The following is a 12,767-nucleotide window of genomic DNA, read 5'->3' on the forward strand; positions in this document are numbered from 1 at the left end:
GGCACCCACAGGCCGCCCTCGCGGTCGCGCAGCACGGTCTCCACCACGCTGGCGCCGGACACCGCCGCGCCGCCGGTGTCGACCCGCCGCGCCGGCCCGTCGGCCGGCTTGTGCCACAGGCCTTCGCCGTTGCCGAGCCAGTAGCCGCCGGCGCCGTCCTCGGCGATCGCGTTGGCTGCGCGATGCAGCGCACCGATCCAGTCCGCACGCAACCAGCGCCCGGCACGGTCGCGCCGGAACAGGCCGGTGTTGCCGCTGAACCACAGGCCATCGCTGAGCCGGGTGATCGACATGATCACCTGCTCCTCCTGCGGCATGCCGTCGTCGATGCGGTAGGCGCTGGCGTGGCGGCCGTCGTAGCGCACCAGGCCCTTGAAGGTGCCCACCCACAGCACTCCGGCATCGTCGAAGGCCAGGGTCAGCACGGCGCTGTCGAGCAGCGCGTCCACCGCCGGATCGCCGGCGCGGATGCGCTGCACGCGGCCGTCGCCGCCCAGCCGGTACAGGCCGCCGCGGTAGGTGCCGAAGTACACCGCGTCGCCGCGGCTGGCGATGGCGAACACGTCGTCGCTGCGCATCGCCGGTTGCGTGGCCATGTTGAAGTGGCGGAAGCCGCGCCGGTCCGCGCCGAGCATGCTCAGGCCGCCGCCCTCGCAGGCCACCCAGATGCGGTCGCGCGCGTCGATGTGCAGGTCCTGCACGTAGTTGCAGCGCAACGAGGCGGGATCGGCCGGATCGTGGCGCCAGACCCGGAACTCGCGCCCGTCGTAGCGGGCCAGGCCGTCGCCGCTGGCGATCCACAGATAGCCGTCGCGGTCCAGCTGCAACCCGGAGATATCGCTGGACGGCAGCCCCTGCTCGCCGGAGAACACCCGGAAGCGCGGCAGTTCCGGCACCGCGGCACTGGCATCGGCGCACACGGCGGCCAGCGCCAACAGGCAGGCCAGCCCCCAGCAGCGCCACCGGCGTGGGGGATGCGGGATGGGCATGGACATCGGCTCCGGCAAAGGACGTCGGCGGATGAACACCGGCGCACTGCCGGGGCCGGACGCGCGGCGCGCCCGCTCCGTATGCCGCTCGCCGCGGCAGCGTTCTTATACCCCGCGGCCGCGGAAAAATCACACCTGCCACCACGCGCAACGAACCGTTACGCGCCGCAGGTACGCAGCCGGCCCGGACTGTGACTAGAATCCGGCGACCTCCCAGCGCGGCCCCGCTCCATGTTCAGACCCTCTCTCGTGGCCCTCCTGCTGGCCTTGCCGGGCGCCGCCCTGGCCGCGCCGGCGCAGTACGCGCTGGACCCGGTGCATACCCGGGTGCTGTTCGCGATCGAGCACGCCGGATTCTCCAAGGCGCTGGGCACCGTGTCCGGCAGCACCGGCACCCTGGTGTTCGACCCGGACGACTGGCGCAGCGCACGGCTGCAGGCGCGGGTGCCGTTGCAGCGGCTGGACCTGGGCGACGAGAAGTGGAACCGCGCCGCGCTGGCGCACAACCTGCTCGACGGCGAGCACTACCCGGAAGCGCAGTTCGTCTCCACCCGCGTCGAGCCGATCGACGCGCAGCACGCCAAGGTGATCGGGCAGCTGACGCTGCACGGCGTCACCCGCGAGGTGACCCTGGACGTGACCCTGAACGCAGTGAAGCGTCATCCGCTGCCGCCGTTCCGTCGCACCGCCGGCTTCTCCGCCACCACCACGCTGCAGCGCGCCGACTTCGGCATCAGTTCCTGGCCGTCGGTGATCGGCGGCACCGTGGAACTGCGCATCGAGGCCGAGGCCACCCGCGAGGGCGGCGTCAAGGCCGAACCGGATCCGGCGCCAGGCACCCCGCCTGCCGCTCCCACCGACACCTCCACCGCGCCGGCGGCGCAGGACGGCACGCCATGAGCGCCCGCAACACCCCCAACCGCTGGGGCAGCGTCAGCCAGACCCTGCACTGGCTGATCGCCGCCCTGATCCTGCTGCTCGGCGTGGTCGGCCTGACCATGGGCGAACTGCCGAAGACGCCCAAGTATTTCTGGGTCTACACCGCGCACAAGTCGCTGGGCCTGACCGTGCTGGCGCTGGTGATCGTGCGGCTCGGCTGGCGCCTGTACGCCGGCGCGCCCAAGCCGGTGCCGGGCACCCCCGGCTGGCAGGAACGCATCGCCGACGCCACCCACGCACTGCTGTACGTGATGATCTTCGCCATCCCGCTGTCCGGCTGGCTGTACGACTCCGCCAGCGGCCTGCGTCCGTTCCGCTGGTTCGGCCTGGTCGCGGTGCCCAAGCTCAGCGCCCCGAACGAGCACCTGCGCGACCTCTCGCACACGGTGCACGAATGGGGCTTCTGGCTGCTGATCGCGGTGGTCCTGGCGCATGCCGGCGCCGCCTTCTACCACCACCTGTTCCAACGCGATGCCACCCTGGCGCGGATGTTGCCGCGCGGCTGGCTCACCCCCAAGTCCTGAGGAGCTGTTTCGATGTCGACCCGTTTCGCGTCCCCCGCCGCCGTCGCCGCCAGCCTGGTGGCCCTGCTCGCCGCTGCCCCCGCGGTGCGCGCCGCCGACTATGTGCAGGCCCCCGGTTCCACCCTGGTGTTCGCCAGCAAGTACGACGGCGAAGTGTTCACCGGCCAGTTCCCCGGCTTCGACACCAAGCTCAGCTTCGACCCGGCCAACCTGGCCGGCGCCAAGCTCGACGTCACCATCCCCCTGGCCGGCGCCAAGAGCGGCAACAACGACCGCGACTCCACCCTGCAGGGCGCGGACTTCTTCGACGTGGCCAAGTTCGCCACCGCGCACTACCGCGCCGACAAGTTCCGCGCGCTGGGCAACAACCAGTTCGCCGCCGACGGCACCCTGGAACTGCGCGGCGTGTCCAAGCCGGTGACCCTGACCTTCACCTGGACCCCGGGCGCGCAGCCGGTGCTGGCCGGCAAGGCCACCGTCAAGCGCCTGGACTTCGGCGTGGGCGGCGGCGACTGGGCAGACACCAAGACCATTCCCAACGAAACCGCGATCAGCACCAAGGTAGTGTTCAAGGCGAAGTGATTCGCCACAGGCCGCGGGCGCGCGGCCGCTGAGCGGCGGATTTCCTCGTCGGGTCCGCCGCTTTTTTTAAGCGCGGCTCACGCGCATTCGGCCGACGCCGCCAGCCAGGCGCGCACGCCGGCAACATCGAACGGCCAGTCCAGCTCGCGCCCGTCCGCAGCGCGCAGCACCGGCACGCGCACCCCGTAGCGCGCCTCCAGCGTCGCGTCGTCGTCGATGAACACGCTGTCCGGCTCGGCCACGCGCGCCTGCGCCAGCACCTGCAGGGCCTGGTCGCACAGATGGCAGTCGTCGCGCTGGTACAGGGTCAGGGACATGCTCGCGTCCTATGCTGCGCTGCGGACCTGGGCCGCGCGCCGGAAGCATAGAATAGACGGTCTTTCGCCCACCCCCTCGGCACGCGCATGGCTGTCAGTACCTTCGACCTGTTCAAGATCGGCATCGGGCCGAGTTCCTCGCACACGGTGGGGCCGATGCGCGCCGCCGAGCGCTTCGTGCACCGCTGGCTGTTCGACCAGGGCCGCCTGCAGGACGTGGTGCGCCTGCGTGCCGAAGTGTTCGGCTCGCTGGCCCTGACCGGGCGCGGCCATGGCACCGACAAGGCGGTGCTGCTGGGCCTGGAAGGCCAGCGCCCGAACCTGATCGATCCGGACATCATCCCCGGTGCGCTGGAGCGCATTCGCAGCAGCAAACGCATCAACCTGCTCGGCCGGCACGAGATCGCCTTCGACGAGAAGCGCGACCTGGCGATGAACAAGCGACAGAAGCTGCCGTACCACACCAACGGCATGCGCTTCACCGCCTACGCCGCCAACGACGAAGTCATCGCCACGCGCGACTACTACTCGGTCGGCGGCGGGTTCGTGGTCAACCAGGACGACGCCGCCGACGACCGCATCGTCGCCGACGAGACGCCGCTGCCCTACCCGTTCAAGAGCGGCGACGAGCTGCTGGCGCAGGCCGCGCGCAGCGGCCTGAGCATCGCCGCGCTGATGTTCGAGAACGAGAAGTGCTGGCGCAGCGAGGACGAGATCCGCGCCGGCCTGCGCGAGATCTGGGGCGCGATGCAGGCCTGCGTGACCCGCGGCATCCGCGAGGAAGGCACCCTGCCCGGCGGCCTGCACGTGTCGCGGCGCGCGCCGGCGCTGTACCGCGAGCTGTCGTCCAAGCCGGAAGCGGCGATGCGCGATCCGCTGACCACGCTGGACTGGGTCAACCTGTACGCGCTGGCGGTCAACGAAGAGAACGCCGCCGGCGGTCGCGTGGTCACCGCGCCCACCAACGGCGCGGCCGGGATCATCCCGGCGGTGCTGCACTACTTCGACCGCTTCTGCCCCGGCGCCGACGAACAGCGCGTGTTCGACTTCCTGCTCACCGCCGCGGCGATCGGCATCCTGTACAAGGAAAACGCCTCCATTTCCGGCGCCGAGGTCGGCTGCCAGGGCGAGGTCGGCGTGGCCTGCTCGATGGCCGCCGGCGGCCTGGTCGCCGCGCTCGGCGGCAAGCCGGGGCAGATCGAGAACGCGGCCGAGATCGGCATGGAGCACAACCTCGGCCTGACCTGCGACCCGATCGGCGGCCTGGTGCAGATCCCGTGCATCGAGCGCAACGCGATGGGCGCGGTCAAGGCGATCAACGCCAGCCGCATGGCGATGCGCGGCGACGGCAAGCACAAGGTGTCGCTGGACAAGGTGATCCGCACCATGCGCGACACCGGCCGCGACATGCAGGACAAGTACAAGGAAACCAGCCGCGGCGGGCTGGCGGTGAACGTCATCGAGTGCTGAGCCAGCCCGATGGACGCTGGCCCGGGTGATCACCAGCGTCCTCGCTGCCGCGCGCATCAAGATCCGCGCGGCGATGCCGCTAACGACAGAGACGTCGGCCGATCCGGCATGGGCATGCGCTTGCGGTTTCCACACGCCTCCTGGCGCCTGCTGGCGCTACAGCTGGCCATGCTCTCGACAGCGTGGAGCGCATGTGTGCCGCAGGCGCGAGCACTGCAGCCGGACAAGCAGTTCCATCACTACGAGCGCGAAGGCTGGGGGCTGGACCAGGGCCTGCCGCAGCTGAGCGTGCAAGCGTTCGCCCAGGACCGTCAGGGCTATCTGTGGATCGGCACGATGGGCGGGCTGACCCGCTTCGACGGCGTGCGCATGACCTCGTTCAACGAGGGCGCGCCGGCGCATCTGCCCGGCAACCTGATCAAGGCGCTGCACGTGGACGCCGCCGGCACGCTGTGGATCGGCACCTACCGCGGCCTGTCGCGCTACCGCGATGGACGCTTCACCACGGTGCTGCCGCAGGACCCGCAGGCGCCGTTGCTCAACATCGAGGCGATCGCGACCGACGCGCACGGCAGCGTGCTGGTCGCGGCGCAGGATGGCGTGTACGCGGTGCAGGGCGATCGCCTGCACCTGCGCCACCGCATCGCCGGCGGCGCCTACACGCTGCTGCCGCGCGCCGACGCGCTGTGGGTGGGCACGCGTGGCGCGGTGCTGCGCTTCGTCGCCGGCCAGGACGCGCCGGAGTCGCTGGCACTGCCGCAGGAGGCCGGCGCGACGCCGGTGCAGCATCTGCTGGAGGCGCAAGGCACGCTCTGGGCCGGCACCCGCGACGGCCTGCTGTTGCGCCGCGACGGGCGCTGGCAATGGCTGCCCGATACCGCCGCGACGAGCCGGCGCGCGGTGCAGGCCCTGTTCGAGGACAGCGACCGCAACCTGTGGGTGGGACAGCCCGGCGCGCTGCTGCGCGTGCGCGATGGCGCCATCGTCGAACGCAACCCGGAAAACAAGCCGAATGTCGGCGTCAACGCCATCTTCGAGGACCGCGAGCGCAACCTGTGGCTGGGCAGCAGTTGGAACGGCGCAACCCGGCTGTGGAACGGCTGGACCCGGCGCTACAGCACGCACGAAGGGCTGGACGACGCGCTGGTGTGGACCCTGGCGCGCGATCCGGACGGATCGCTGTGGGTCGGCACCGACAGCGGCCTGTCGCAGCTGCGCGATGGCCGCTACCAACCGCGCCTGAGCCTGGCGCAGTTGCACAACGAGGCGCCCTATACCTTACTGGCCGAACCCGGCCAGCTGTGGATCGGCACCCGCCATGGCGCCGCCCTGTACCGCGACGGCCGGCTCATCCAGCCGGACTGGCTGGCGCCGCTGCGCGACCTGCAGATCAGCGGGATCGTCCGCGATCGCGCGCAGCGGCTGTGGTTCGCCAGCACCGACGGCCTGTTCCGCGCCGACGGCACGCGGCTGCGCCGCTACGGCACGGCTGAGGGCCTGCGCGATCCGCGCGTGCGGCTGATCCACGAGACCCGCGACGGGCGCCTGTTGATCGGCGCGCAGTCGGGCCTGTACGCGCTGCGCGACGAGCGCTTGGTCGCGCTGGCGCCGCCGGGCTCGGCGCTGGCCAGCGCCGACGTCACCGCGATCCACGAGCTGCCCGGCGGGCAATGGCTGGTCGGCACCCTCAACGAGCAGTTGTGGCTGTTCGACGGCGCGCACTGGTACGCGTTCGGGGAACAGGATGGGCTGCCGGTGAACGCCGCGTTCTTCATCGCCGACGACGGCCGCGGCGCGATCTGGGTGGCCGGCCTGCGCGGGGTCTACCGCGTGCGCCTGGCCGACCTGCTGCGCCATGCGGCGTCGCCACAGGCGCCGCTGAACGCCGAACTGATGCTCACCGAGCGCGCGCAGCGCCATGGCGGCGTGCAGGGCATGTGCTGCAACGGCGCCGGCAACGGCAAGGGCTTCATCGAGCACGGCGCGCTGTGGCTGCCCAGCCGCGACGGCGTGGTCGCGCTCGACACCGCCGGCATCGTCAAGAATCCGGTGGCGCCGCAGCCGGTGGTGGAGCGGGTGCGTGCGCTGGGCCAGTGGCTGACGCCGCAGGCGCTGCCCGCACCGCTGCCGGAAGGCGCGCGCGACCTCGACTTCGAGTTCACCGCCGCCTCGTTCCAGGCGCCGCAGAACGTCGAGCTGCGCTACCGCCTGCTCGGCTACGACCGCGGCTGGCGCACCCTCGACGACATCCGCCAGCGCGCGGTCAGCTACACCAACCTGCCCGGCGGCGACTACGTCTTCGAAGTCACCGGCAGCAACAACGCCGGCGTGTGGGCGGCCGCGCCGGCGCGGCTGCCGCTGCGGATCGCGCTGCGCTTCCAGGAGACGCCGTTCTACAGGCTGCTGCTGACGCTGGGCGCGTTCGCCCTGCTGCTGTGCGCGGTGGCCCTGGCGCGGCTGCACAACCGGCGCCAGCGCGACATCCTCGAACGCCAGGTGCGCGAACGCACCCAGGCGCTGCAGGCGGCCAACCAGCGCCTGCAGGAGGCCAGCTTCACCGACGAGCTGACCCAGTTGCGCAACCGCCGCTACCTGTCGCTGCACATCCCCAGCGACATCGCGCTGTACCGGCGCATGGCCGCCAACGACGAGGACATGCTGTCCTCGGGCATGCTGTTCGCGCTGATCGACATCGACCATTTCAAGTCGATCAACGACAGCGGCGGCCACCACACCGGCGACGCGGTGCTGCAGCAGATGGCGCAGTTGCTGGTGCGGCTGACCCGCGAAAGCGACTACGTGGTGCGCTGGGGCGGCGAGGAGTTCCTGCTGGTGCTGCGTTCGGCGCCGCGCGAGAACCTCACCATGGCCGCGGAACGGCTGTGCCGCTCGGTCGCCGCGCACCCCTTCGTGCTCGACCACGGCCGCCAGGGCCGGGTCACCTGCTCGATCGGGCTGGCGGAATTCCCGTTCGTGCACGACCCCGACAACCTGCTCGGCTGGGAACAACTGCTGGTACTGGCGGACCGTGCGCTGTACCAGGCCAAGGCCAAGGGCCGCAACGGCTGGGCGGCGTACCGGCCGGTGCTTGGTGCGCAGGCCGAGCAGGTGCTGGCCGCGCTGCAGGAACCGCTCGCGCGGATGCAGCACCACGCCTGCCTGACCCTGGTGCACAACGGCGGCAGCCTGCCGCCCGTGTAACGCGTTGACGCCTGGCAAGCGCAGGCCGGGCTAAGGTCGTGGTCCATCACGCCTGTCGCCCTGCTCCCATGCGCCACTGCCTGCTGCTCGCCGCCCTCGCCCTGTCGCCGCTCGCCTCCGCCTCGGCCACCGATGCGCCGCCGCGCTACGGCGCGCAACTGGAAGGCTTCGCCTATCCCTATCCGGTGCACTGGTACCGCTTCGACTCGCAGCGCCAGCCGCTGCAGATGGCGTACATGGATGTGGCCCCGACCGGCACGCCGAACGGCCGCACCGTGGTGCTGCTGCACGGCAAGAACTTCTGCGCGGCGACCTGGGAATCCACGATCGCCGCGCTGGTGGCACAGGGGTATCGGGTGCTGGCGCCGGACCAGATCGGCTTCTGCAAGTCGAGCAAGCCGCAGGCCTACCAGTTCAGCTTCGCGCAACTGGCGGCCAATACCCATGCATTGCTGCAACAGGCGGGCGTGCGCCGCGCTGCGATCGTCGGCCATTCGATGGGCGGCATGCTCGCCGCGCACTACGCGCTGCAGTACCCGCAGGACGTGAGCCAGCTGCTGCTGGTGAACCCGATCGGGCTGGAGGACTGGAAGGCCGCCGGCGTGCCGTGGCGCAGCGTCGACGACTGGTACGCCAAGGAGCGCAAGACCGATGCAGCCTCGATCAAGCAGTACCAGCAGACCGTCTACTACGGCGGACAGTGGAAGCCCGAGTACGACCGCTGGGTGAGCATGCAGGCCGGCCTGTACGCCGGCCCCGGCGGCGACCGCGTGGCCTGGAACCAGGCGCTGACCTCGGACATGGTGTTCAACCAGCCGGTGGTGCAGCGCTTCCCGCAACTGCGCGTGCCGACCACCCTGTTCATCGGCCAGCGCGACCGGACCGCGATCGGCAAGGACCTGGCGCCACCGGTGCTGGCGGCGACCCTGGGCGACTACCCGGCCTTGGGCAAGCGCGCGGCTGCGGCGATTCCCGGCGCGCGCCTGGTCGCCTTCGACGACCTCGGCCATTCGCCGCAAGTGGAAGCGCCGCAACGGTTCAATACGGCCTTGCTCGAGGCGCTGGGCGAGGCGCCCTGAGCGCGCACACCCGCGACAGGTCCGGTCACTGACCCTGCACGGCGGCGCGAACGCGTCTTGCCGCGGAATCTCTCGGGTCGTCGCGGCACCACCGCCGCACCATCGACAAGCAGCGCGCGCTGCACGCATCCGCTCGGCGGTGTGCCTCACGCCCTGCACCACGCACGCTTCAGTCCACTCGACACACCCGGACTGCACCGCAGCATCGAACAATCATGAAAACGTTGTCATCGCAGCAATCCTGGATCTGTCTCGCATTCGTCGGATTTGTCGGTTGACAACGTTGTCTTCTCATTCGGACCCTGCGCGTGCCCGGTCCGCGTGCGAGTCAAACGACGTCGGCGCCACGCGTCTCCAAGCCCCCGGGTGATCGGACTCAAGGAACCAGATGGCGGCTCACCGCCGCTCCTCAGTCGCGCTACCTACCGCATCGGAGGCGTCACCATGAACACGAAATCCGCTGGATCGTGGTTGCTGTTCTGTTGTCTCGTCCTGGCCGGCCTCGTGCCCGGCCAGACCTGGGCCGCCGCGTGCAGCGGCGTCGCCACCTGGAACCCGGCCACCATCTACGCCGCCGGCGACACCCTGACCTACGCCGGCCACCTGTACCGCGCCAACAGTCCGATCTGGAACACCGCGCCGACGTACTGCACCAGTTGCGGCTGGTACCAGGACCTGGGCACCTGCGATGGCGGTTCGAGCAACCAGCCACCGAGCGTGGCCATGACCGCACCCACGACCGGCACCCGCTTCGTGGTCGGCACCACCGTCACCTTGCAGGCGTCGGCCAGCGATCCGGACGGCAGCGTGGCGCGGGTCGAATTCTTCCGCGGCAGCACCTCGCTCGGCAGCGTCGGCGGCGCGCCGTACACGCTGTCCTGGAGCGGCGCGGCGGCCGGCGACTACAGCCTGACCGCGGTGGCCACCGACAACGCCGGCGCCCGCACCACCTCGGCCGCGGTCGCGATCAGCATCACGGCACCGTCGACCGACACCACCGCCCCAAGCGTGCCGACCGGCCTGGCCGCGGCCACGCGCGCCAGCAACGCCATCACCCTGACCTGGAATGCCGCCTCCGACAACGCCGGCGGCAGCGGCCTGGCCGGCTACGACATCCTCCGCGACGGCAATCGCGTGGGCACCTCCAGCACCACCGGCTACACCGACTCGGCGCTGATCGCCGACACTGCGTACGCCTACGCGGTCCGTGCCCGCGACAACGCCGGCAACGTCTCGGCCAGCAGCGCCACGCTGAGCGTGCGTACCCTGCCCGCCAGCGCCGGCGGCGGCAAGCGCGTGATCGGCTACTTCACCCAGTGGGGCATCTACGGCCGCAACTACCAGGTGCGCGACATTCAGACCAGCGGCGCCGCCGGCTACCTGACCCACATCAACTACGCCTTCGGCAACGTCCGCAACAACCGCTGCGAAGTCGGCGTGACCCAGCCGTCGGACAGCAGCACCGGCGCCGGCGGCGATGCCTTCGCCGACTACACCAAGGCGTTCTCCGCCGCGCAGAGCGTGGACGGCGTGGGCGATACCTGGGACCAACCGCTGCGCGGCAACTGGAACCAGTTGAAGAAGCTCAAGGCCGCGCATCCGGGGCTGAAGGTGCTGATCTCGCTGGGCGGCTGGACCTGGTCGCGCGGCTTCTCCAGCGCCGCGCGCGCCGAGAACCGCCAGGCCTTCGTCGCCTCGTGCATCGATGCCTACATCCGCGGCAACCTGCCGGTCACCGACGGCGCCGGCGGCAGCGCGGCCGCGGCCGGCGTGTTCGACGGCATCGATATCGACTGGGAATATCCGGTGGCCTGCGGCATCGCTTGCGGCAGTGCGGAAGACCGGCAGAACTTCACCGCGCTGCTGGCCGAGTTCCGCCGCCAGCTCGACCAGGTGCGGCCGGGGCTGCTGCTGACCGTGGCGGTCGGCGCCGGCATCGACAAGATCCGCGTCACCGACCCGAACCTGTACGCGCCGTACCTGGACTACCTCAACGTGATGACCTACGACTTCCACGGCGCCTGGGATCCGCAGACCAATCACCACTCCGCGCTGTTCGAGTCGTCGGCCGATCCGTCCAGCGGCGACCAGCGTTACTACAACAGCAACGACGCCATCCAGGCCTTCCTCGATCGTGGCGTGCCCGCCGCCAAGCTCAACCTCGGCATCGGCTTCTACGGGCGTGGCTGGACCAACGTGCCCAACGTCAACCACGGCCTGTACCAGAGCGGCAGCGCCGCACCGGGTACCTACGAGGCGGGCATCGAGGACTACAAGGTGCTGCGCGGCCGCGCCGGCACCAGCTATGTCGACGCGCAGGCGCATGCGCACTGGAAGTACGACGGCAGCACCTTCTGGAGCTACGACCACCCGGCGCTGGTCACCGAGAAGATGAACTACGTCAAGACCCAGGGCCTGGGCGGCGCGTTCTTCTGGGAATTCAGCGGCGACTACCAGGGCGAGTTGCTGAAGACCATGGGCCAGGGCCTGCAATGAGCTGCGGCGCCGGCCGTCGTGCAACGCGCGACGGCCGTGCCGCGTGACCCGCACGCATCGGCGTGTAGGCGCGTTGCCTACACGCCGACTGCCCGTCGGTATCGCCCCAGTCCGAACCGCGATGCCCGCACGTGATGGCGGGCGTCGTTCGCTTCGCTCAGCGCACCGCGATCCGCAGCACGTCGTCGAGCAAGGCCGCCGCGGTGACATCGGCGCCCGCACCCGGCCCCTGGATCAGCAGCGGCTGCTGCAGGTAGCGGTCGCTGTGGATGGCGACGCGGTTGTCGGTGCCGGCGCCGCTGGCCAGCGGATGCGTCAGCGGCAGCGCGCGCAGGCCCACCGAGGCGCCATGTGCATCGAAGCGACCGACGAAGCGCAGGCAGGCACCGGCGGCCTGCGCCTGCGCCAGGCGCGCCGCCAGCGGCGCGTCCAGTTGTTCGAGTGCGGCATCCAGTTGCGCCAGCGGCACCGTGGCCAGCGCAGCCGGCACCAGCGACTCCACCTGCACCTGCTCGGCACGCAACGGCAGGCCGGCGGCGCGGGCCAGGATCAGCAGCTTGCGCCGCACGTCCTCGCCGGACAGGTCCTCGCGCGGATCGGGCTCGGTGTAGCCGGCGGCCGCGGCCTCGCGCACGCACGCGGAGAAGGCACGGCGGCCGTCGTAGCGATGCAGCAGCCAGGCCAAAGAGCCGGACAGCACGCCTTCCACCGCATGGATATGGTCGCCACCGGCGACCAGCGCACGCAGGCTGCTCAGCAACGGCAGCCCGGCGCCGACCGTGGCGCTGTCGCCGTAGTGGGTGCTGGCGGCATGGCGGGCGGCCTGGATCTGTTCGGCCCGCGCCAGCGCGGCGCCCTGGCCGAGCTTGTTGGCGGTGACCACGTGCACGCCGCGCCGCAGCCACTCGGCATGGCGCTGCGCCACCGCCTCGCTGGCGGTGGCGTCGACCACGATGTCGCCACGGCCCAGATCTTCCGGCAACGTCACCGCCTGCGCCGTGCGCGCGGCAGCATTGGCCGCGGCCAGCGCCTGCGCCGGCGTCACCGCGCAATCGGCAACGGTGCGCGAATTGGCCAGCCAGGCGAAGGTCGGCAGGCCGGGCCGGCGCTGCTGCAGCGCCTGGTAGCGCGCGACGAAGGCGCGGCCGACGGTGCCGGTGCCGAGCAGGC

At 71.0% G+C, this 12,767-nt stretch carries 10 protein-coding genes and 1 pseudogene; 8 read left to right on the forward strand and 3 right to left on the reverse strand.

Annotation, left to right across the window (positions count from 1 at the left end):
- The coding region (locus D588_RS23995; RefSeq protein WP_304412387.1) for a two-component regulator propeller domain-containing protein at nt 1-989 on the reverse strand (989 nt) is incomplete at its 3' end.
- A gap of 231 nt (nt 990-1,220) precedes the next feature.
- On the opposite strand from D588_RS23995, the gene D588_RS0104490 reads away from it, so the two are divergent.
- The 3 genes from D588_RS0104490 to D588_RS0104500 are packed head-to-tail and all read left to right on the forward strand — an operon-like array spanning nt 1,221 to nt 3,034.
- Nucleotides 1,221-1,889, forward strand: coding sequence for a YceI family protein (locus D588_RS0104490; protein WP_026143376.1), 669 nt, complete (start codon nt 1,221-1,223; stop codon nt 1,887-1,889).
- Entirely contained in the window at nt 1,886-2,452 is a 567-nt protein-coding gene (locus D588_RS0104495; protein WP_017915125.1) for a cytochrome b, read from the forward strand. The genes D588_RS0104490 and D588_RS0104495 overlap by 4 nt, the downstream gene beginning before the upstream one ends.
- Before the next feature lie 12 nt (nt 2,453-2,464).
- Nucleotides 2,465-3,034 carry a YceI family protein gene (locus tag D588_RS0104500; RefSeq protein ID WP_017915126.1) on the forward strand — a complete coding sequence of 190 codons (570 nt, stop codon included), beginning with the start codon at nt 2,465-2,467 and terminating at the stop codon, nt 3,032-3,034.
- Nucleotides 3,035-3,111: 77 nt separating this feature from the next.
- On the opposite strand, the gene D588_RS0104505 is transcribed toward D588_RS0104500, so the two are convergent.
- Entirely contained in the window at nt 3,112-3,351 is a 240-nt protein-coding gene (locus tag D588_RS0104505; protein ID WP_017913647.1) for a glutaredoxin family protein, read from the reverse strand.
- An 87-nt stretch (nt 3,352-3,438) separates the two neighbouring features.
- Here D588_RS0104505 and D588_RS0104510 point away from each other — a divergent pair, with 87 nt between their 5' ends.
- The 5 genes and pseudogenes from D588_RS0104510 (at nt 3,439) to D588_RS0104525 (ending at nt 11,597) form a co-directional block, all read left to right on the forward strand.
- The gene (locus D588_RS0104510; protein ID WP_017913648.1) at nt 3,439-4,821 is read left to right on the forward strand and encodes an L-serine ammonia-lyase; all 1,383 of its coding nucleotides are present in this window, start codon (nt 3,439-3,441) and stop codon (nt 4,819-4,821) included.
- Nucleotides 4,822-5,016: 195 nt separating this feature from the next.
- On the forward strand, nt 5,017-8,022 hold the full coding sequence (locus D588_RS0104515) for a ligand-binding sensor domain-containing diguanylate cyclase (protein ID WP_232764221.1): 3,006 nt from the start codon (nt 5,017-5,019) through the stop codon (nt 8,020-8,022).
- A gap of 68 nt (nt 8,023-8,090) precedes the next feature.
- Nucleotides 8,091-9,101: an alpha/beta hydrolase gene (locus D588_RS0104520; protein ID WP_017915128.1), complete on the forward strand. Its 1,011-nt coding sequence runs from the start codon at nt 8,091-8,093 to the stop codon at nt 9,099-9,101.
- Between the two features lie 723 nt (nt 9,102-9,824).
- A pseudogene (locus D588_RS28370) lies at nt 9,825-10,007 on the forward strand (Ig-like domain-containing protein); the annotation flags it as partial.
- Nucleotides 10,008-10,277: 270 nt separating this feature from the next.
- Entirely contained in the window at nt 10,278-11,597 is a 1,320-nt protein-coding gene (locus tag D588_RS0104525) for a glycoside hydrolase family 18 protein (RefSeq protein ID WP_232764222.1), read from the forward strand.
- A gap of 157 nt (nt 11,598-11,754) precedes the next feature.
- Here D588_RS0104525 and D588_RS0104530 read toward each other — a convergent pair whose 3' ends face one another.
- Nucleotides 11,755-12,765, reverse strand: coding sequence for a homoserine dehydrogenase (locus D588_RS0104530; RefSeq protein ID WP_081613476.1), 1,011 nt, complete (start codon nt 12,763-12,765; stop codon nt 11,755-11,757).
- Nucleotides 12,766-12,767 lie beyond the last annotated feature (2 nt).

Source organism: Xanthomonas sp. SHU 308 (genome assembly GCF_000364645.1).
GTDB classification, from domain to species: Bacteria; Pseudomonadota; Gammaproteobacteria; order Xanthomonadales; family Xanthomonadaceae; genus Xanthomonas_A; species Xanthomonas_A sontii.

Coding starts and splice junctions, on each gene's coding strand:
- D588_RS0104490 (WP_026143376.1), top strand. CDS start 1,221: ATGTTCAGACCCTCTCTCGTGGCCCTCCTGCTGGCCTTGCCGGGCGCC.
- D588_RS0104495 (WP_017915125.1), top strand. CDS start 1,886: ATGAGCGCCCGCAACACCCCCAACCGCTGGGGCAGCGTCAGCCAGACC.
- D588_RS0104500 (WP_017915126.1), top strand. CDS start 2,465: ATGTCGACCCGTTTCGCGTCCCCCGCCGCCGTCGCCGCCAGCCTGGTG.
- D588_RS0104505 (WP_017913647.1), bottom strand. CDS start 3,351: ATGTCCCTGACCCTGTACCAGCGCGACGACTGCCATCTGTGCGACCAG.
- D588_RS0104510 (WP_017913648.1), top strand. CDS start 3,439: ATGGCTGTCAGTACCTTCGACCTGTTCAAGATCGGCATCGGGCCGAGT.
- D588_RS0104520 (WP_017915128.1), top strand. CDS start 8,091: ATGCGCCACTGCCTGCTGCTCGCCGCCCTCGCCCTGTCGCCGCTCGCC.